The 19,367-nt window shown below is 59.9% G+C and carries 16 protein-coding genes; 2 read left to right on the plus strand and 14 right to left on the minus strand.

What is annotated here, in order from left to right:
* On the minus strand, positions 1–361 hold a 361-nt coding region (locus ACUY2T_RS09850; RefSeq protein ID WP_448308438.1), incomplete at its 3' end, for a hypothetical protein.
* A gap of 449 nt (positions 362–810) precedes the next feature.
* Between ACUY2T_RS09850 and mobF the strand changes: the two genes are divergently transcribed.
* On the plus strand, positions 811–4,677 hold the full coding sequence (mobF, locus tag ACUY2T_RS09855) for a MobF family relaxase (RefSeq protein ID WP_448308439.1): 3,867 nt from the start codon (positions 811–813) through the stop codon (positions 4,675–4,677).
* Entirely contained in the window at positions 4,677–5,225 is a 549-nt protein-coding gene (locus ACUY2T_RS09860) for a hypothetical protein (protein ID WP_448308440.1), read from the plus strand. Before mobF ends, ACUY2T_RS09860 begins: the two co-directional genes overlap by 1 nt.
* A gap of 21 nt (positions 5,226–5,246) precedes the next feature.
* Here ACUY2T_RS09860 and ACUY2T_RS09865 read toward each other — a convergent pair whose 3' ends face one another.
* The 13 genes from ACUY2T_RS09865 to ACUY2T_RS09925 are packed head-to-tail and all read right to left on the minus strand — an operon-like array spanning position 5,247 to position 19,367.
* Entirely contained in the window at positions 5,247–5,717 is a 471-nt protein-coding gene (locus ACUY2T_RS09865) for a DUF4913 domain-containing protein (RefSeq protein WP_448308441.1), read from the minus strand.
* Complete coding sequence (locus tag ACUY2T_RS09870) at positions 5,710–7,533, minus strand: type IV secretory system conjugative DNA transfer family protein (protein WP_448308442.1); 1,824 nt, start codon at positions 7,531–7,533, stop codon at positions 5,710–5,712. Before ACUY2T_RS09870 ends, ACUY2T_RS09865 begins: the two co-directional genes overlap by 8 nt.
* A gap of 2 nt (positions 7,534–7,535) precedes the next feature.
* The gene (locus ACUY2T_RS09875) at positions 7,536–8,102 is read right to left on the minus strand and encodes a hypothetical protein (protein ID WP_448308443.1); all 567 of its coding nucleotides are present in this window, start codon (positions 8,100–8,102) and stop codon (positions 7,536–7,538) included.
* Positions 8,103–8,112: 10 nt separating this feature from the next.
* A complete protein-coding gene (locus ACUY2T_RS09880) occupies positions 8,113–8,799 on the minus strand; it encodes a hypothetical protein (RefSeq protein WP_448308444.1) in 687 nt (228 codons plus the stop codon).
* Between the two features lie 4 nt (positions 8,800–8,803).
* A complete protein-coding gene (locus ACUY2T_RS09885) occupies positions 8,804–10,903 on the minus strand; it encodes a peptidoglycan DD-metalloendopeptidase family protein (protein ID WP_448308445.1) in 2,100 nt (699 codons plus the stop codon).
* Positions 10,904–10,909: 6 nt separating this feature from the next.
* Positions 10,910–11,260 (minus strand): hypothetical protein, encoded by a 351-nt coding sequence (locus tag ACUY2T_RS09890; RefSeq protein ID WP_434828784.1) that lies wholly within the window; start codon positions 11,258–11,260, stop codon positions 10,910–10,912.
* 1 nt (position 11,261) lies between these two features.
* Positions 11,262–13,103: an ATP/GTP-binding protein gene (locus tag ACUY2T_RS09895; protein ID WP_448308446.1), complete on the minus strand. Its 1,842-nt coding sequence runs from the start codon at positions 13,101–13,103 to the stop codon at positions 11,262–11,264.
* 24 nt (positions 13,104–13,127) lie between these two features.
* On the minus strand, positions 13,128–14,036 hold the full coding sequence (locus ACUY2T_RS09900; protein WP_448308447.1) for a hypothetical protein: 909 nt from the start codon (positions 14,034–14,036) through the stop codon (positions 13,128–13,130).
* Positions 14,037–14,066: 30 nt separating this feature from the next.
* Complete coding sequence (locus tag ACUY2T_RS09905) at positions 14,067–15,542, minus strand: SCO6880 family protein (protein ID WP_448308448.1); 1,476 nt, start codon at positions 15,540–15,542, stop codon at positions 14,067–14,069.
* Between the two features lie 10 nt (positions 15,543–15,552).
* Positions 15,553–17,466: a hypothetical protein gene (locus ACUY2T_RS09910; protein WP_448308449.1), complete on the minus strand. Its 1,914-nt coding sequence runs from the start codon at positions 17,464–17,466 to the stop codon at positions 15,553–15,555.
* Complete coding sequence (locus ACUY2T_RS09915) at positions 17,466–18,395, minus strand: hypothetical protein (RefSeq protein ID WP_448308450.1); 930 nt, start codon at positions 18,393–18,395, stop codon at positions 17,466–17,468. The genes ACUY2T_RS09910 and ACUY2T_RS09915 overlap by 1 nt, the downstream gene beginning before the upstream one ends.
* 3 nt (positions 18,396–18,398) lie before the next feature.
* Entirely contained in the window at positions 18,399–19,013 is a 615-nt protein-coding gene (locus ACUY2T_RS09920; protein WP_434828790.1) for a hypothetical protein, read from the minus strand.
* Between the two features lie 39 nt (positions 19,014–19,052).
* On the minus strand, positions 19,053–19,367 hold the full coding sequence (locus tag ACUY2T_RS09925) for a hypothetical protein (RefSeq protein WP_448308451.1): 315 nt from the start codon (positions 19,365–19,367) through the stop codon (positions 19,053–19,055).

Raw genomic sequence — 19,367 nt, forward strand, 5'->3', positions numbered from 1 at the left:
CGCCGGTGCCATCCTCCGGCGTAGCTTCCGACGCAGGCTCCGATGCATCACCTGCATCATCGCCATCGGCACCGGCGTTGAAGTCATACAGCTGGATCGCGCGCGTGACCTCATGGATCGACGTACCCGTCTTATCCGCAATCGACTTGCGCGACTCGCCTAGCTCCGTCAGGCGCGTCGCCGCCTGGCCCGCACGGGCCAGAGCTTCGTCGCGCTCGCCTAACGAAACCAAGAACTCCGTGATGCTCGACTCGATCTGCTGCATCTTCTCTCGCTGCGCCTCCGTCGCCTGGCGCGCCGCTAAACGCGCGCGCTGGCGACGAGTCAGACTCGGCGAGTCACTGTGAACTTCTGCTGCCATGTGTTCATTCACCTCTCATAGGTTCACCGCGCCACCCTAACGGCGCGCCGTTCGGTTAGTTCGCCCCCACTATAACGCTTCCTGCCTCACCACGAGCAGCGAAACCTAACACAACCTACTTGGCACACGCACCCGCCCAACGGTGGTGTGGTTCATCAGCCCCCCGGTCGATTCACCAACGAACCCTAGCACGCACCAGACAGATCACAGACCGTCCTTCTTCCAACACCCCCGTGGCTCACTCCACACCAACACCTGATAGCGCCGCGAAACCCACCAGAACAAACCCAACCAGTCACGCAGTGCCCGTATCGAAACCGATACGGGCACCAGCCCTCCAAATCCACTCACACCGTTTGCACATCATGTGTGTCGGGAAAATAGCAGGTCAGAAGCCTAACCAAAACTGGCGCTAGAACCGTCGAAGAATGTCGGATATTCTGTGAACCATGATGAGCTTTCGAGTCGTGCACGCAGGGGGTGGATACCAGTACCTCCTGCGGTCTGTGGCGACCAATGATGCCTACGCCGGACGGCAACAACTGCACGACTATTACGCCGCCAAAGGCACGCCCCAAGGCCGTTGGATCGGCAAGGGTCTAGCCGGTCTGGCAACGCAGACCACTCAACGCGGCACGGCGGTCACCGAAGAGCAGATGTCTGCTCTATACGGCGAGGGTCTACACCCCGACACGGATAGGCTTACTGACCAGGGACAATCGCTGGATGACTGTAAGCTTGGGAGGGCGTTTCCGGTCTACACCAAAAACGACGAGTTGCTTGCCGAACTCGCTGCCGCCGAACGCAGCTTTAAGGCAGCCAATGACCGGCGACCCGACGAGAATGAGCGCACCGACATGGCTATCGAGGTGGGTACGAAGCACTTCTTTGCTGCACATGATCGTGGCCCGGAAAACAACCGCGAGGTCGTTGATTGGGTGAATGCTCGGCGCAACGATGTGCGCCAGGCAGTATCGGGCTACGACATGACTTTCTCCCCGATGAAGTCGGTGTCTGCACTGTGGGCTATCGCCGATAAAGAGACCGCTAACGCCATCGCGTCGATACACCACCGGGCGGTTGCTTCCGCCCTAGAGTTTGTGCAGAAAGAGGCGCTGTTTACCCGCGATGGGTTTAAGGGTATTCAGCAGGTCAAGACCCAAGGTTTGATCGCTGCTGAGTTCACCCACTTTGATACTCGAACTGGTGATCCTGATCTGCATTCCCACGTGCTGGTATCCAACAAAGTGCAGAACGAAAACGGCCAGTGGCGATCCATTGATGGTCGCCCTCTCCACCAGGCGATTGCCGCGTCAAGCCAGTACTACAACGCGCAGCTAAAGCGTCTACTGGAACGCGAAATGGGGCTGGCGTTTATCCCGCGATTCCCTGAGGCTTCCAAGCAGCCGATCTGGGAACTTGACGGGGTTCCGCAACACTTGTTGCAGCAATGGTCTGGCCGACGGGAAATGGCTCGCCCGTTGTACAAGAAAGCCGTCGCTAACTACATCGCAGCCCACGGCCATGCCCCTGGTGTGCGCGCCAATCATGCACTGTGGCAACAAGCGATTCTGGACACTCGTGATGCCAAGCGTCCTGCCGAGTCCCTGGATGATCTGCGCGCTCAATGGATGGAATCTGCACGCAGCCTGTTAGGGCGTAGCAAGACCGACAGCCTGGTCAGAAGTGTCCTAAAGCGCGGACGCAACAAGCAGGGGCAACAACCGGTCTTTGACGGCCAACGCAACCTGGTACAGGCTACTCGTGATGCCGTGGAGCTAGCGATGTCTCGGCGTTCGTCTGTCCGCGATAACCACGTGGCAACGGCGGTGATCCAGACCTTGCAGAACTATCGGTTCACCAGTGAAAAGCACTACCTCGACACGCAGGCGATGGTGACCAAACGGGTCTACGACAAGCACCTGATTGTGCTCACTCCCGCCGATGAAATAGACGTTCCTGCCGAGCTTCGCAACGAGTCGGGAGCCGTCATTGACCGTAAGGCAAACGACGTTGCCTACACCACGCAGAAACACCTGGATGCCGAGCAGAACGTGGTGGATTCCACCCAAGAGCCGCAACCACTGTTCGTCGAGTCCACGGCCATTGATCGCGCTCTGGAACAGTACACGCGCCAGCACGGGTTTAGCCTCAACGCAGGCCAGGAACAGATGGTGCGCTACCTGCTCAACGCGGGCGTGATGACTGCCGTGGCGGTTGGCCCTGCGGGAACCGGAAAAACGACCAGCATGGAGCTGGTCACGCAGCTGTGGCAGCAGCAAGGCCGCAAGGTTATCGGCCTAGCCCCTTCTGCTGCCGCCGCCGAGGTACTGCACAAAGACATTGGCACCGAGTGCGTGACCATCGACTCGCTGACTTACCACTGGAACACGGCCCTCTCCGAGGGGCTGTCTCCCCGTGAGATCTGCGCAACCCAGCGGTTTAGCCACATTAATCCCGGCGACATGCTCCTGGTTGATGAAGCGGGCATGGTGTCTACGTCCCACATGTCTACGCTGGTGGATATTGCCCGGCATACGGGGGCGACGATCCGCATGATTGGTGACCCCTACCAGCTGGATTCCGTCGAGACCGGTGGCCTATTCCGTACGCTGACCAACACACCGGGCACCCCAGTGCTCCAAGAGGTCATGCGCATGCGCTACCGGGATGATGACGGCCACCTTGTTACCGATGATGCACAAGCCGATGCCTCCCTGAAATTGCGCGCTGGTGATGCCTCCGGTTTGGATGTGCACGCCCAACGCGGCTGGATTACCTCGGGAGCACGCGAAGCAATGCTCGTGTCTGCGGTCGATGCCTACCGGCGTGACACCGACGCTGGCTACCGTAGTCTCGTGGTGGCCTCCACCAATGAGGATGTCGCCGCGCTCAATGAGATGATCCGCTCGCACCGTATCGACAACCATGAGGTGGATACCCGCCGCGAACGGCAACTCGCCGACGGGCTACATGCAGGCCGGGGGGATCTGATCCTGGCTCGCCGTAACGCCTTTGTTGCTGACCCGAAAACTGGTGAAGCTACCCGTGTGACCAACGGGCAAGTACTCAACCTGCGCAAGATTCGTCGTGACGGAAGCATCGTCGCCTCTGATGTGCGCACTGGCGAGAAGATCACCCTGGATTCCGAGTACGTCTCCCGCCACGTGAACTTGGGCTACGCCTCCACGGTGCACCGCTGCCAGGGTGCCACCGTCGATACCGCACACGTGGTCGCCGACAGCATGATGGATCGCAACAGCCTCTATGTTGGACTGACACGCGGCAAGCGGGAAAACCGCATCTACACGGTGCTGGAACGTCGCCCCGATGAACTGGCCGAGGATGCTCACTTGCACTCTGCGGGTAACGAGCAGGCAGATACCGCACTGGATATTCTGCGCAGCGTCGTGGCCCGTGATGACTCTCAGCGCTCCGCGCTGGATACCATCACCGAGCATGCCGCTGAACTGGCTGACCCGGAACGCAAGCGTGATCTGTACATTCACGCGGCACAAACAGCCACCCGTGATTGGGCCGAAGCTACTGCGGATCGTCTGATCGACGGACTACCGGCTTTCCACCGGGGCCACCTGCCGGAAGGCTCTGATGGCCGACAAGCCATTGAAAATGCGTTGGTGGACGCTTCCTATCGCGGGGTGCGTGCCGAGGACTTCTGGACCGTAGCGAGCGAGGACATTGACTGGGCAGATAGTCCAGGCCGGTTGATCGGCTCGCGGATTCGTCGCATGACTGACCGTGTAGCATCTGCATACACCCACCCCAGCTACGATGTGCCCGCACCGCCTTCGTTCGTCGCCGGAGCGGACCCGGAGCTTGCACTGTGGATGGAGCAGACGTTCGCGGAGATGACAAGCACCCAGACCCAGACTCCTGCCCCACTGCCAACACCCCAGCCGGTCGCGCGTACCGTCCATACGCCCATGTCTGCTGCACCGTCTGCCGCCGATGTCATGGTTGGCCCGCGCACACACCACTACACTGGACACCAGGCCGTTACCGCGATTAGTAAGGTGCGCACGATTGACACCAAGCTCGAACGGCTCACCGCAGCCATCGAGTCTGCCGAAGCCGCCCTGGCTTCCGGCGAGGACGTGCCGGACAATCTGGCGGATCGTGTAGACAACGCACGCCAGACCCAAGCCACGTTGACGCAGCAACGTGCCGATCTCACCGCCCGCCTGCCGGAACCGGAACTGTGGGACGCGATGGAACGCTTTGCTGCCTACGACCGGGATAGTGACCCTGCCCGTGATACTTCCGGTGCTGACCACGATCAAGGAATGGAGATGTAATGACTCGCTCACCCCGTGTACGCCGACCCCGCCCGCGTGTGCCCGCTGGCTACTCTGTGACTCCCTCTAGTGCGAATGCCCGAACGGTCGCGCTGGCTACAGCCAGTCGCCGTGACGTGTACACGTATGCTGCCCGGTCGAGGCGGGCAGAATCGGAAGCCGCACGGCTGCGCTACGCTGCCGAGCGTGACCACACCACGGTGATTGACCGCCAGGTGGCCCCCTACGGCTATTCCGTGATGACGGCGATGGCTACCGTAAGCACGATGGCGGCACTCGATGAACTCTACGATAACGCCGCAGAACGTGGACTTGACCAGGATGTATCCACCCATCCCGTCGCCCAGGTGGACAGTGACGGAGCCACTGTAGCCGACTACGGGGCTGAGACCGCCGCTGAGGTCGCCGACGCGCCCGCAGGCTACGACGTGATGCCCACCACCGATACACCAATGGCCGTGGAGACTAACCCCACTGCTGATCTATCCACAGGCACGGATCTGGATATCGGACTGGATGCGGACGTGGATACAGGCATGGGACTGTAAACTGCCAGCACCCACGAGTAGCTAGTTCGAGCCGGGAGGAAACAGTAGCGGCGACGAGGTAGCCGGGGTGACCTTCAACGGCTTCGGTGGCATGGAGATGCTGCCTTCGTCGTAGGCGTGGAACGGGCCTTTATCGCCGTCCAGGATCACCCGCATGTGCGGGTCAAAGTGCTGAATCCACCAGGAGGACATGGCCGACCCGCCAGTGACGTAGGCTTCCTCATACGCCTCATGCAGCGCAATCAACCGGTAGACCACCATCGGATACTGGTGCCAATTCGGATCCCACCGCAAGCCTTGCCCGGAGGTAGGACTCATGTTCTGGTTGATCGCAAACACTAAGAACTGCTCGACGAACTCGACAACCGTCGGGAAACGACGGGCGGGCGCTTCGCTTGCCTCACCGACCGGTTCTACCGGTTCTTCCGGGCCAGGTTCGTCGCCGGGGTAGTCCGCTCCAATGTCCAGATCTGGGAAATCATCGTCAGCCATGCTGCACCTGCTGTCGTAGCTGCTGTACGTGCTGGTCAAGCACTCCCTGCTTGGCTAACGCCAGGGAGTGTCGTACCTCGTTGGCTTGGGGAAGCTCGCTCCAAAAGACCTTCTCCCCCAGCACCGGCTTATTACCACCGATCAACGTCAGCTGGCGAGTAGTCGGCATCGCACCAAGATCATCGACCGTCAAAATCCGTTCCTTGTCGTAGGAACTGGTGTGGGACCGGCCATCCCGGTTCGTAGATACCGACACGCGCTTAGTGTAGGTATCGCCTACCAGCTCTGATAATTCCCCGAGATACTTTGTATCGTCGGAGTTACCACCGTAGATGTGAATGTTAGCTGTACCGGATAGTGCGCGCATACCGTTGGCTCCCCACACACCCTCACCTTGTTCGCGGCTTTGCAGGAATGCGAGTGGTGTGATGCCTTGCGAACCGAAATCGGAGTACCACTGCGGAAGATCACGCAGTGGCACCGTATTTGCTACCTCGTCCAGCACTGCTCGCAACGGGATGGGCAAGCGTCGGCCAGGACTACGCTGGGCTTTACGTATCCCGGCGTAGAACACCTCACCGACCATCGCAGCCGTCAATCCTGTGGCACTATCTGCTCCGGAACGGGTCAGCAGGTACAACGTGTCGCTGCCGGACTCGAAAAAGGCGCTGATCTTAAATTCGGGCAGGTCGTGACGTTGCTGCACGACTTCCGTGACGATCTGGTCATCTGGGGTCACGCCCAATCGGATCTGGTTGGGGGGCAGAACGTTTTGGGCCACGTGGGGATCTTCCAGCAGATCGACATAGCGCCGCGCCATGCCGAAAATGCCGTCACGCTGGCGTTCAGTGAGGTTCGCCCTCTGCTCTGCGCTCCGCGCAGTCTCCTGGAAACCGCAGGCACGCAAAATCTGCACCGGCAGCCGGTTGGTCGGGGTCATCACCCACTCAAACACGTGGGTGAGATCCCCACCGGCGAGCGCTGCTGCCAGCAAGCACGCAGCGAACGCTCGCTCCGACTCAGCATCGAAGTAGGCATCCTTTTTTGCACCCGCCTCCCGTTCGCCATCTGCAAAATAGCTCGCCAAGCGTCGCGCATCCGCAGGCCGCTTCACCAGCGCCAGCGGGTCCCACCACCACGCCGGGGTTGCGCCGGAATATACATTCTGCGGGTCAAAAATCCATGTTGTGCCCTTCATGGCCCGCGACCACAACGTTAAGTCCACAATGTCTGCTTTGCTGGACGTGGCCACACACGCACCCGGAGCGCTCACAATGCCATTGACCACGAGCGACTGGGTTTTACCCATGCGAGACCCGGCGATCATCAGCAACGTCTGTTCATCAGACATAAAAAGCGGGGTGCGCTTTTTATCTAGCATGCGGGTAATCATAAGCCCCTGCTGGGCTGTGCCCCGACCACTGCTGAGACGCTGCGCACTGCGCTGCACGTCCTGGTGCTTTGATCCGTGAATCTGATCTGCTTGCACCATCGACCGGGCCGCATGGTCGATCTGCTGCGTTTTGCCTTTGTGCAGCGAGTAGCGCCATAGTCCAGCAAGGCTAAGAATAGCCAGCGCGACGGCGGCAAGCCCACCAATAATGCTGGCTGTGGGGGTCCACACGAGAGCATCGTCCGTGGCGATACGGGGAATAGCGATCAGTGGGTTGATGCCGCCAGATTCCCCGGTGGTCGTCCCTCCGAGGGTGAACGCACCCCAGACCACAAGGTTTGCCACGACCCAGATGGTCGCGCCGACGGCTAAGACAATGAGCCGGGGGTCTATCCCAACTCCGGGTGCTTGACGGTTACTCATGGCTACTCCTTATCCTTTCGTTCCCGAATTGACAGATCATCGACGGTCCAGCTGTCCCCTGCAGGGATCACGGTGGCGATCACCGTGCCACGCCGGTAGGTCGAACTTGACCCATCCGGGTAGTCGAGACGTTGGGTAAAGCCCATCGTCACCGTGCGTTTATCGCCCTCCTCAGTGACTTCGGGAGTATCGACAAAGCCTGCGATGGTGGCATTAGCGGCTTTCCAGTCGTTCCACGCACTCGGGGTATCCCGGCGAGCGTCTTTACCAGCCGGGTCATCTATGAGCCGCCGTAGCGTGCCGCTGGTCTGGGTCGCCACGGATTCCGGCACGTCGTAGGGCGAGCTGCGCTCAGCCGGGTTCCACGTCAGCAGAATCCGGCTTACCCCCTGGGCGATGACACCGGGATCACCCACACTCGGGTCAGTCATCCCGGCATCATGGTCCGTGTGCTGGGTGGTGGGGTCTGGGTCATCCGACCCACACCCGCTCGCGCCAACCACAGTCACGGTGCAGATCACCGCCACCGCGACGGCCCGCAGGCTGCTTGATCGTGTCTTGGTCATCATGGGGTGCTCCTTACTCGACAAGTGTTTCGGTCACCGTCAGGTTGTCGATCCGCCACCGTGGCGGCTGCGTGGTGTTGAAGTTGTGCATCCGCACGTGGGCGATAATCGACACTTCCGTGGTATCCGCTGCCCGGTCATCGTCCGGTTTTCCGGCTTTCTGGTCGATCTTCACCACCCGCGAGACATCTGTTTTCGTATCTGCCGGGTGGTCATCAGGAAGGATCGTGACCGTCGGGAAGAACTGCTTGCCGTCATCACCCCAGCCGGTCCACACTCGACTGTTCATTGGCACCATCGTCGTGAGCTTGCGTTCGTTTTCGCACAAAAACCGCTGGTTCCAGATCGTCTTAGCTCGCTCGATAGCGTCATACGGCGACGAGTCCGACGCAGGTTCCCACGCGAACGACTCGGCGATGCCTGCTTTCAGCGCCCACTGGGCATCCGACTCGCCGGCCTTACCTGCCCTGGACTCCCAGCGGGAAAACACGCCCGCATCCAGGGGAAGATAGCTTTCCGTAGGGTAGTCCGCCCGCTCGCCAACCTGCTCGGTGGGATACGTCTGGCTGGTGGTATCAGCCGTATCCGCAGCGTTGTCGGTATCTTCCCCTCCCCCGCAGGCGGTGAGTGTCACGGCTGCTGCCAACAGTGCCGCGACAACACTGCGCCGACGCGACTGGCTGGTGTGGTTAATAGTCATTGGTCTACTTTCCTTCCCGAAGAGCGTCCTCGGTGAGTCGCCTCACCATAGAGAAATCGCCCATGCTTGAAATCTTTGCCTCCGTCACGTTTTGTCCGCGATCTGGGGCGTGAATCATCGTGTCTTTGTCGATAGCCAGTCCCACGTGATGCGGGTTCGACTTGTCGCCGAAGAACACCAGGTCACCCGGTTTCACATCGTCCATCGGCACGTCTGTTAGCTCCGGGGCACCCAGCTGGCCGGGGTTGCTCGTATCGCCGGTGTAGTGCGGTAGCTTGATCTTCCCGCCAGAGGCTTGCGAGTAGGCATACAGCGTCAGGCCAGAGCAGTCGAAGCCCGGCGACCCGCCGTCTTGGCCGGGGGTTGGCCCGTTGTAGTCGCCTCCACCCCAGCGATACGGCAGCCCGATTTGCTTGCGTGCAGCCGCGATGGCTTTCTTAGCAAACTCGCTGGCATCAGCCGGAGTCTTGCCACTGTCACCGTCACCCCCCGGCGCACACGGGTCGTCAGACGGTTCGACATCACCTTGGGTTGCCATCATCTTGTCGGCGATTGACTTCCAGTTCTTATACTTCCACCGCAAATCCTCACGGGGCCGCTCCACGTTCGCAGCGATCTGCCAGTCCTCCGTACTATCACCCGCCTGGCTACGGGCCGTGTCATAGAACCAGTTGATCTGCCATTCGGCGTTCATCGCCTTCTCCACCGGCCCGTTCATCGGCGTGCGGATAGCGAAAAGACCTACCGAGTCATAGTCGCCAGGGGTGACACCATCATTCGGGAATTTCAGCGACTCCGGGACAGCCTTCGAGGCCAGCATGCGGTAGCCGCTTTCCTGACCTGCTGCCATGATCGCCGCGCGGATCGTCTGCTCCTTTTCACCGCGCCCCTTACCGATGCTGATAATGCGTCGGATGTGATTGATCTGGTATTTGTCCAGATCATCCGGGTTGTTCGACACACCGATGGGTACGTCCTTACCGCTACTAGGGTTCTTGCCCACGCGTTCCGGTTGCGCCCCGGATCTACCCGACGAGGAGCCACCTGATTGCCGTCCCCCGGATTTCACAGCATCGGCAATGACCCGCGAAAAAGCCGTCGTACCCGATGCGGATTGGTGTATCCCGTCGCTGGTCAGATAGTCAGGGTGCTTTTTAACTTCCGCTTCCCAGTCAGCGATGCCCACCGAGTCGCTGTTCTTTTTCACCAGCGGATTGACCTGCTTGGCAGACTGGACTCCCGGCCCGCCGACCGTCATTAAGATCAATCGCGCGTTGCCTGCGGCTTTCTTCGCCCGATCCACCATCGACTGGTCCACCGCACCGTTGGTGCCTAGCGCCATGACCACTGTCTTAGCCGACGGCTTATCCTTCTCTAGGATGCTCACGCCCTCGGAAAACTGCCGACCCACTTCCGCGTCAATCTGTACGCCTGGAATGTCTTTTCGCAACTGCTGCTGCGCCCGGACGCTCAAAGAATCGCCGATCAGCACGACATCGGCGCTCCGGCCACCGCCGCCTGCTTTTGCCGGTTTTCCGGCGGCTGCTTTATCCAGCCACGGCTGCGGGTCTACCTTTTCGCCACCTGCTGCGCGATCCCCCTTGACCACCTCGAAATGCAGGTGTGGACCAGACGATTCCCCAGCGCTGCCTATGTCTGCGATGTGCTGGCCTTTTTTTACCTTGTCTCCGACTTTCACATGCACTTGTCCTGGCTCCTCGTGCCCGTAGACCGTTTGGATCTGCTGGCCATCAATGGTGTGGTTCAGCACAACCCAACCGCCAAAGCCGGACACTCCGCTATCGGCTGCGGCCACGACATCACCGTCCGCGAACGCATAGATCGGGGTGCCGCGTGGACCGGCCAAGTCCAACCCGTAGTGCATCCCTCCACCGCGCGGACCAAAAGGGCTGGACATATGGACCGCGTTTTTATCTGCGGGGTAGGCGAAATCGCCGTCCACGACAACATCCCCGCCTGATCCGCTGCTTGCGCCAGGTTCATCGACACAGACATTTTCCTCGTCCTCGTTATCGAACACAGTCACGACTAACAGCACGATCAGCAACACGACCGCCAGTAAAATTGCCAGCACTTTCTTCATGATGTTCTACCCCGCGTCAGTACCCTTGCCTGCCCCGCCTTCGGCGCGGTCCACGCGCGCTCGAAGCTCTGCATTTTCCTCGGCGTAGGCATTGACTTGCTGGCGCAACTCAGCAAGCTCGACCTCCAACGCCGCTTTATCAGTCTCTAGCGCACGGATCTCTACCCACTGCGGCCTCGGCCACTTCCCGGCTGCTTGCACCCACTCTTCCAACGTGGAACGCGCCACGTTCAAATCCTCGGCCACCTTGATACACACCGGCGCTGGCTCACGGTACGGAAGCGACTCATAGACAGCGACAAACCGGTCAACCGCCCGCTGGCGGAACTCTTTGTCATATTTTCTTGGAGCGGTCATATCACTTATCCTTGCTGGTCACGAGTGCGGAATCATCAACATCAACACCACCGTGTTCCTGGTCGTAGCGGGCACGCTGGGCTTCAAACAGCTCTTCAAAACGCAGGTTCGTGTTGTGCAACTGGTGCTCTTCTTCAAACGGCGTGATAACCGTCCGCAACGGGATACCGGCCACGCCTGCCTTGTCGGGCTTAATCATGAAATGCCCTCGACCCGGCGGAGTAGGAGCCTCTGCGGTGCGTGAACGCTTCGGGTTCGCACCACGCGACCACGATGCGATCATGTCAGCTTCGGCATCCTTAAACGCCACCACGCCACTAATGCGGCGCAGCTCGTCGCGCGGCAAGCCGCCGACGATCACCGCTCCGGCGCGCTCGATAAAGCCCATTGCGGTTTTCACATCCTGCTCTGTCGGCAACGCTTCCAGATCGGCGGCAGAATGAGTGATAAGATAAGTCGATAGACCATCTTGTCTATTGAGGCGCAAAAGTCGGTCAGTCTGCTGCACCATCCCCGGCGAGCTAGACAGGACTTGCCACAGCTCGTCCATCGTCACGCAGTAAAGCCGCTGGCGATCCAGCCCGGCATCGTGCATGACGTGCGCAGCCTCAATCGCGCCGAACGCTGCCGACCAGCACGCCATAATCACTGCTGCTTTCATGGCCTGATCGCCACGATCAATGCCAGATACGTCGATGCACACTGCCGGGGAGGTCACGTCAATCGGCGTGGAGGTCTGACCTGCGAAGATGCGCCCCACCGGCCCATCAAGAATGGACCGCAGCGACAACACCAGGTGGGTGATGCGCTCGCGGTACAGGCGCGCATCCCCCACGGCCAGAAGGTTCGTTTTCAGCGTGTCACTGCCTGATTCCAGCAGGTCAATGAGGTCCTGCACTGTGGGTGGCTGCTCCCAACCAAACGGTATCTCCGGGGAGGTCATCAACTCACGCAGGGCCACACTGATCGCCATGATCTCGAAGTCGGCGATTTTGTCTTGACGCGCTAGTGAGACCAGCGAGGAGACCATATTGACCTGACGGCCATGCACCTGCTCTTTGACTGACTCAATAAGTTCAGTCAATTGATTGGCGCGCTCTGCGGAGACCTCCGGGTCATTCAGCGCTTCCTCTAGCTTCGGGATGATCCCGCCCAATGCGCCTGCATCCAGCGGGTTCATCGTTCCCTGGCCGTGACCCAAGGTGATGACTTGCCCGCCCAGTGCGGTGACCAGGCCGACGTACTCGGCCTTAATGTCCCCAGCAATGATCGGAATCTGGCCTTGCGCGGCATGTCCCATGAGAATCTTGCGGGTCAAGGTCGATTTACCTAGACCCGGCAGACTCATGATGAACGCCGACGGGTTCGAGCCAAGAAGTCCCTGCTGATACCAGGAGAACGTATCGAAGCCGACTTCCTTGCCCGTCAGAATCGACTGGCCGATAGGCATACCCACTGCCGGGGCAGGCGCATCAACATAGTTCGGTCCCCAACCGGGCATGAGTTGAGTCGTGGTCTGCCATTCCTGAAAACCGGAAATGACGCTGACCCGACCGGACCCAGCCCCGCGAAAGCCCAGCCGGTCTTTACTCTTTTGCTGCTGGTAGGCCACCGGGGCGACACCCTGTTCGACCTGAAGCATCCGGTCGATGCGCCGCGCCGTGCCCGGATTAGCTTTCTTCCACTTGCGCCACTGGCGTGACTGCTCGGTAAACCACGCCGGACGGGACGTTTCACCGCTGAGGATACGACGGTGCAGATCCTCCATCGCCTCGTTGTGTTCTGCCTCGTCGTGCTGGTTGCGGGCAGTGGGCTGAGCGTTGCTTTTCGTCAACAATTTCATCGTTTCAATCCTTGATTCAGTCGGTTAGGCGGCAAACGGCTGCGGGCGCTTGAACTCAGTCACGGCGCGCTGGAAGCCCAGCACGCCGGTGCCTAGTCCGGCGATAAACAGGCTGCGCTGTCGGCACCATGCACGCCGTAAGCTGACTTGGCTGGCGGGAGTGAGCGCATCGACGAACGCGCTCGCGCCGTCTGCTCCCCCTTCCACCGTCACGAGACAATGCCGACGACCACCACCGGCGAGTTCATCTTCTTCATCGGAATCGGCCACCACGAACGGGCGGAAGAAACGACTACGGCGAAGCCGCACGTCCCCTTCCCATTCGTGGAGAATATCGTCGATCTCGCTGGTCAAACCCTCATGGTCGGCAGGTGTGGTGAACACGCTGGCTTGTGCAGCCACACCCTCCGGGTCGAGAGTGAGGGTTGCGTCCGTTTCCTCATACTCTTGTGTCGTTAGTTCCTCCCACGAGGTAGCCTCCGCGCAGTGCAGGCCGTGGGCGAGTGCCGCACGCACCGCATCGGCATCCAGCGGGGTGGATACCAGGCCAACTTCATCGGCGTAACTGAACATCGGGGCGGCATGCACCAAAAGATCCGCAATGAAACCGTCCACGTCTTTGCGGTCAGACCGCTTGTCGGCGTAGAACACCGCTCCGGCGCGTGGCTGGTGTGGCGTTGCCCCTCCGGCCACATCAGTCGTGAACAGCGCCATGACCCGTGGCATCTGGCCTGCCAGAGCCTCCCACTGTCGCCACTGGTCCTCAGCGACCACAGTGTGATCTTCTACGGCAAACTGGACGGTAGCCTGTCCTCTTGCCTCATCGACAAGAATCCCCAGGTCGAAGTGGTTTACGTCCACATCAGAATGCAGCCGTCCGACCTTAATACCCGCCAGTGTGTCGGGTGTCGTTTTCTTCCTACGTCCCCACATTGGTTGTGTCTCCTCTTGTGTCCCTGGTGGCTACTGAATCGCCGATAGTGTGGTGGCCTTTGTCCACGGCAGTTGGCCGAGGCCACGTGAAATGTCGAAACCGGCATCCTGCCAGCCGACCATCCGCTGCAACCGGATATTCGACTGTCCCGCCAGCTCTGTGATGTCTGCTTCCAGAGCATTAAGGTCTGCGTCATACCCGACGGTGGCAGTGACCATGAGTGAGTGCCGACCCAGCTGCGCACCACGAGCGAGAGACCGGCGAGCAGCATTGGTCTGTTCCTCACGGATTTCCGAGCGCCCCTTCGCGCGGGCGCGTTGGCCGGTCAGTTCGTTTCGTGCGTCGATCCACTCTTTTTCCACGCGCTTTGTGCCTTCTGATGCCTCATACGGGCGATAGATCAGCACAATGCGCTTACGGTCAATGCGCGGATGCGGGCGCAGCAGTGGTTGCAGGTTGCCTTCCTCGAAAGTGGCAGCAGGCGCGTCCTGCATCTCCCAGGACACCGACCGGCAGCCGTCGTGGAAGTAGTGATCGCCCATGTCCACCCCTACCGATGGTCCGGCATCTTCCCAGCGCACACCGTGGGTACCTCCGGTCACCTCTAGGTGCTCCACAGCAGATTCCGTATTCGGGTAGTTAAACGTCAGCGCACGCGCAGTGATCTGTTCAGCGGTCATGGGTACCGCATCCATGCCCGCCCAGGCCAGGCCACGGTAAATCGACGGGAGCCGGTAGACGATCTGATTGAGAAAATCTCGATCCGACGGGCTGGACATTTTCACGTTGAACGTCAGCGCAGTGTGCGTTTCGATCTCGGGCACGTTGTGACCGAGCATGTCGGCGGTTTGTCGGCACACCTCAATTGCCACGGGCGAGCCTTCCGGGGACTCTAGGTGTTCCACCTCACGGTGAATCAGCGAGCCGGTGGCCGGACGAGTCGCCACGACAGTGACAGCACTGTCAATGTCGTTGGACAGTGACAGGCTGGCGAGCCATCCGCCGTAGCGGTCGGTGACCTCGTAGCGTTCTTCCAGTGTGCGGGGCACGTCACCGGAGAGGTTCACACGCAGACAAACGGTTGCTTTACGTCCGCGTACATCGAGGATCACGCCGAACGGGCGGCCTTCCGCATCAACGGATTCGATCAGGTCGGTCACGGCACTCATGCCGGGTTGCTGGAATGCGCCACCCGGCAGTGGCGAGTCCGGGCCGGAAACGTACATGTCAGTACGGTCAAACCGGCGCTTAGCGATCTGTAGTGACATCTGGATACGCTCAGCAACCGACCGGCCACCCCAGGAAATCGAGGTGGCGGCGATGAACACCGCAGCAATACCGATGATGATGAACGCGACCGTCCACTGCTGGGATGCGAGAGCCAAGACGCCCATAGCGAACGCCGCGATACCGACGTAGGTGGCCTTCATGGACAGTCCAGCCACACCCGTGCGGGCTGGACGTGTGCCGAGGGTATAGACCCTGTGTTCTTCCTTGTTTTCCATGTCTGCTCACCTACTTCCTGATCGCTCCACCGGCATCTTCAAATACCGGGCCGAGCGCGCTGGATGATCTGCTGATGGCTCGCCCGCTGTGGCGGGCTGCGCGAGAAGCTACGCGCGCGCCACCGGCGACCATGCCCGCACCCCGTGATGCAGCACCTGCCGTACCGGCAACGGCGGCACGCGCAGCACCTCCGGCTTGTGCTGCACGACTCCCCGCGCCACTGCCTGCGGACGTGGATGCTTGTGCTGCCGATCCACCGGTTCCGGCGTAGGCCGGTTCACGCTGGCCTGATGATGTGCCGGTACTTGCCCCGCCGACACCACCAGTTGCACCAGCGCCCCCGCTGGGGCCGGCCCCACCACCAGGGCCTCCACCCGACGGGCTACCGCCTGCTGGGCCACCTCCTGCTGGGCTTCCTCCTGCTGGGCCTCCGCCAGATGGGCCACCTGTCGATCCGCCCATCGGTCGGCCTCCGCCCCCGGAACCAGATCCGCCAGATCCGCCTGAACCGCCAGACTTGCCACCGGCTGCGGACGCGACTCCGCCCAGAACGCGAGACGCGCTACCACTAGCGATAGCTGCGCCGCCGAGCACAGCACCACCCGCAGCACCCGTCGCTCCGCCCAGTGCTCCGCCAACGGCGGCGGAACTAGGTCCGCTGGCGCTGGCAAGCAGTGGCGAGACGATCTTCAACACCATGAGTGGGGAGAACCCGGCCATGCCCAGTACAAGCAGCTTCGTGATTGCAACCACGGTCTCGTTACCTTGCAGAGAGTCGCCACCAGCGATCCAGAACGCCACCACGTAAGTCATTGCCGCAATGGGCTTGAACGCAAGGGCAGCGAAAATCCACGACAGCATTGACCCCAGTGAAGTTTTGCCCGCGTTGGTTGCTGCCGAGGATGCAGCAATCGGCAGGAAGCCAACGACAATGGGGAGGATCAGCGCACGTGCAGCAAGCGCGACCATCTGCGTCACGGAACCGACGAGTGCAAAGAGAACCAGTATGAACACTAGTGCCGGTTCCAAGGCACCCTCACCGAAGTTGAGCTGCTCGATCAGATCCGACAAACCTTTACCCTCCGGCAGGCCGGTCAAAATCTGTTTTGTAAGAAAATCGGTGCCACTCAGTCCGATGGGAACCGCCAACGGCACCATCACGCCTGCGACAAGGTACGACCCGTAGAACTTCCCGAACTCTTCCATGCCGTCGGCTAGTCCTTGCCTGCGCGAGGCGGCAATGCGGGCACCCGTGATAACCAAGGAAATGATGAATGCACTGCCTGCGATAGTCCAGACAACGTTGCGAACACCCCCGGACTGCTTGGTGGTCTCTTCCGGTGACAGGCTGAATTCCGTCCAGAACGTCATTGCGGTTTCCAGAGCTTGTGTGTTACCCGCAATCAGCGCTTTAACCGCTTTTCCAAGAGGATCTTCCCAAAACTCAGAGGTTTCATCTTTAGCAATTTTGCCTGCTGTGTCGACGGGGTTACTCACTGTACATTGCGTCAAATCCGCAACATTGCCTGCTGCCCCCCTCAAACCGCCTTGGTTGTTGTAGTGATCCAGAATCTCTTGGAAACGCTCCGGGTGCTCCTCTTTGAGCTTTTGCACACTTTCATCCGAGTCCCAGCCTTCGGGTGCGGGAACTCCCTCTTTGTCAACCAACTGGTGTGCCGCTGACTTGTCCTTCTGCCTGCTGTTACACTCAGCTAACGCTTGGGCGTTATCTTTGTTGTTCAACATGCCGGGCAAACCGCCTAACACCCCAGCAACACCATTGGCTGCTCGACCCACCGGGTTATCTTGTGCCTTTGCTGTTGGAGCAAACGTCATGCTGGCCAAAAAGACCAGGACAACACCAAACAGCGCGCTAAAGAGGCCAACCTTTCTCTTAGTGCTCTTTGCTACATTGTTCGACATCACGTGTACTCAACCTCCGTGAAGCCCTCCAAGTCCTTCACCATGGTCGGCTGCGGTTTCAGGTCTGCGTTACCCGAAAAATCTGCCTTCCAGTCCCCGTCTCGCCAATACATCGGAACGCGCCCCACGCTGTACTTGAACATCCCCGGATCGTATTCAGGTTGAAGCGTTGCCATTGCAATTTCCACCACCACGACATCGTTGGAGCACTGTTTAATGCGGTATCCGGCTGGGGCTGGAATGCTCAGCGCACGCACCTTTGCGAAGGAATCTTCATCCCCCCGCTTGTAAAACTCCCGTTCCTTCTGAACAAAATTCGAGGTAGGCCATAGTTTCTTGTCGATCTCTTCGCCTACGCCGTCGCCTTGGGCATACAGCCCGTACCCCACCTGGTTGATCGCTGCGAGAACAGCGCCTTCCGCGTCTCGCGCATACTTGCCCGGCACGCCCTTGTCCATCTCGGAGGGGCCGGAACGCTCACTAACTGCAAGGTAGCGAGCATTGACGTACTGTTGCTGGATTTTTCCGCTCAGTCCCCCCTTGACTTCCGAGCATCGTCCCGGCTTGGACGAAAGCTTGTCGGCTTTGGGTAGGTCACCGTCGTGGTTGCGTGGTGTCCATACGGGCCTGTTCATCCACGGGTCAATTGAGTATTGACCTGGGGTGGCGTGAGGTGAATCGTCAAACTTGCCCTGTGGGTCCGGCCATGTCCTTTGCGTGTTTCCAACTAGAGCGCCTGGCACGTTCTCCGATGAATCACCCGTTGGATTCTCAGATGATGCTGGCGGGGTTGCCTCACTAGGCGCGGCTGACTCATCCTCCTCCTTGTTTCCTAGCGCCATCACGCCCGCCACGAGACCGACGATGACTACAACGGCCACGACAGCACCGATGATTAGATTTCGGTTGATCTTTCTTTCTTCGCGCATGGACTATCCTTCCGCTCGAAACTCGGTGAAACCATCCAGATTGTCGAGCTGGACAGCATCAGGGGCCTTGTCTTGCGACGGCAGCACAAGCCGCCAATCGTCGCCCTGCCACGCCAACTGCGTCGCCTGGGCCGTGGTCTTTCCGTCCGGCCACGTCACTGCGAGTAGCACCATCATGGAGTCCTCGCTGTAATCGGTGATCTTGAACCCGACGAACTGGGCCGGGTTTTTCACCGTGCCCCTAATCGACTGCGACGCACGCGCTTGTACCCACTGGTTCTTCCCCTCACCAGGGGCCAGCAGCTTGTTTGCCATCTCCGGCCAGTGGTCATCATCAGTGGTCGCCAGTGCGACTTGCCCATTGATCGCGGCAATAACTCCGCACTGCGGGGTTTGCTTGTACCCAGTTTTCACTTCATCGGCACTCACTGCCGGTCCACAGTCCTGCGAAAACGGAACTTTAATCCCCTTGACCGACCTCCACTGCGCATCAGCTGGTGCGCTCGTGAGGTCAGTCGCTCCCCCGTTGCCCGAGGAATCGTCCGGTTGTTCGTCTCCGCAGGCTGCAAGTGTCACTGTCGCCAGCAGTGCAACTGCGGCGAGTCGTGTACGCTTCATAGCCTGCTTGTCCTTCTTCTTCGTTGGTATGTCTTGCGTTTAAACGGTGGTGATTAGTGCTCCGGCCAGCGCACTAGCGCCAGATACGATGGCTGTACCGAGTGTGTACTTCAATAGCTTGGTCTGTACGCTTCCGGCGATACCCGCCTCGCCCTGGTTTTTGTCCACCACGATCATCGCCAGCGTTATCATCAGTGCTGCCAGGCATACGACCGCGCACCCCCACATCGTCCATTCGGTGATGCGGGTCATAAAAGCGTGGAAGTCCGAGCATTCGGGGATGCCTACGACTTGCGATGGAGGCTGGTCACCGATGTCATTGGGCTTGCATTCAGCCAGGACGGTAGTGGTCAT

Source organism: Corynebacterium sp. 22-2729, assembly GCF_053479475.1.

What these genes read in the sequence shown, in the direction of transcription:
- mobF (WP_448308439.1), top strand. Translation starts at nt 811, where the DNA reads ATGATGAGCTTTCGAGTCGTGCACGCAGGGGGTGGATACCAGTACCTC.
- ACUY2T_RS09860 (WP_448308440.1), top strand. Translation starts at nt 4,677, where the DNA reads ATGACTCGCTCACCCCGTGTACGCCGACCCCGCCCGCGTGTGCCCGCT.
- ACUY2T_RS09865 (WP_448308441.1), bottom strand. Translation starts at nt 5,717, where the DNA reads ATGGCTGACGATGATTTCCCAGATCTGGACATTGGAGCGGACTACCCC.
- ACUY2T_RS09870 (WP_448308442.1), bottom strand. Translation starts at nt 7,533, where the DNA reads ATGAGTAACCGTCAAGCACCCGGAGTTGGGATAGACCCCCGGCTCATT.
- ACUY2T_RS09875 (WP_448308443.1), bottom strand. Translation starts at nt 8,102, where the DNA reads ATGATGACCAAGACACGATCAAGCAGCCTGCGGGCCGTCGCGGTGGCG.
- ACUY2T_RS09880 (WP_448308444.1), bottom strand. Translation starts at nt 8,799, where the DNA reads ATGACTATTAACCACACCAGCCAGTCGCGTCGGCGCAGTGTTGTCGCG.
- ACUY2T_RS09885 (WP_448308445.1), bottom strand. Translation starts at nt 10,903, where the DNA reads ATGAAGAAAGTGCTGGCAATTTTACTGGCGGTCGTGTTGCTGATCGTG.
- ACUY2T_RS09890 (WP_434828784.1), bottom strand. Translation starts at nt 11,260, where the DNA reads ATGACCGCTCCAAGAAAATATGACAAAGAGTTCCGCCAGCGGGCGGTT.
- ACUY2T_RS09895 (WP_448308446.1), bottom strand. Translation starts at nt 13,103, where the DNA reads ATGAAATTGTTGACGAAAAGCAACGCTCAGCCCACTGCCCGCAACCAG.
- ACUY2T_RS09900 (WP_448308447.1), bottom strand. Translation starts at nt 14,036, where the DNA reads ATGTGGGGACGTAGGAAGAAAACGACACCCGACACACTGGCGGGTATT.
- ACUY2T_RS09905 (WP_448308448.1), bottom strand. Translation starts at nt 15,542, where the DNA reads ATGGAAAACAAGGAAGAACACAGGGTCTATACCCTCGGCACACGTCCA.
- ACUY2T_RS09910 (WP_448308449.1), bottom strand. Translation starts at nt 17,466, where the DNA reads ATGTCGAACAATGTAGCAAAGAGCACTAAGAGAAAGGTTGGCCTCTTT.
- ACUY2T_RS09915 (WP_448308450.1), bottom strand. Translation starts at nt 18,395, where the DNA reads ATGCGCGAAGAAAGAAAGATCAACCGAAATCTAATCATCGGTGCTGTC.
- ACUY2T_RS09920 (WP_434828790.1), bottom strand. Translation starts at nt 19,013, where the DNA reads ATGAAGCGTACACGACTCGCCGCAGTTGCACTGCTGGCGACAGTGACA.
- ACUY2T_RS09925 (WP_448308451.1), bottom strand. Translation starts at nt 19,367, where the DNA reads ATGACCACTACCGTCCTGGCTGAATGCAAGCCCAATGACATCGGTGAC.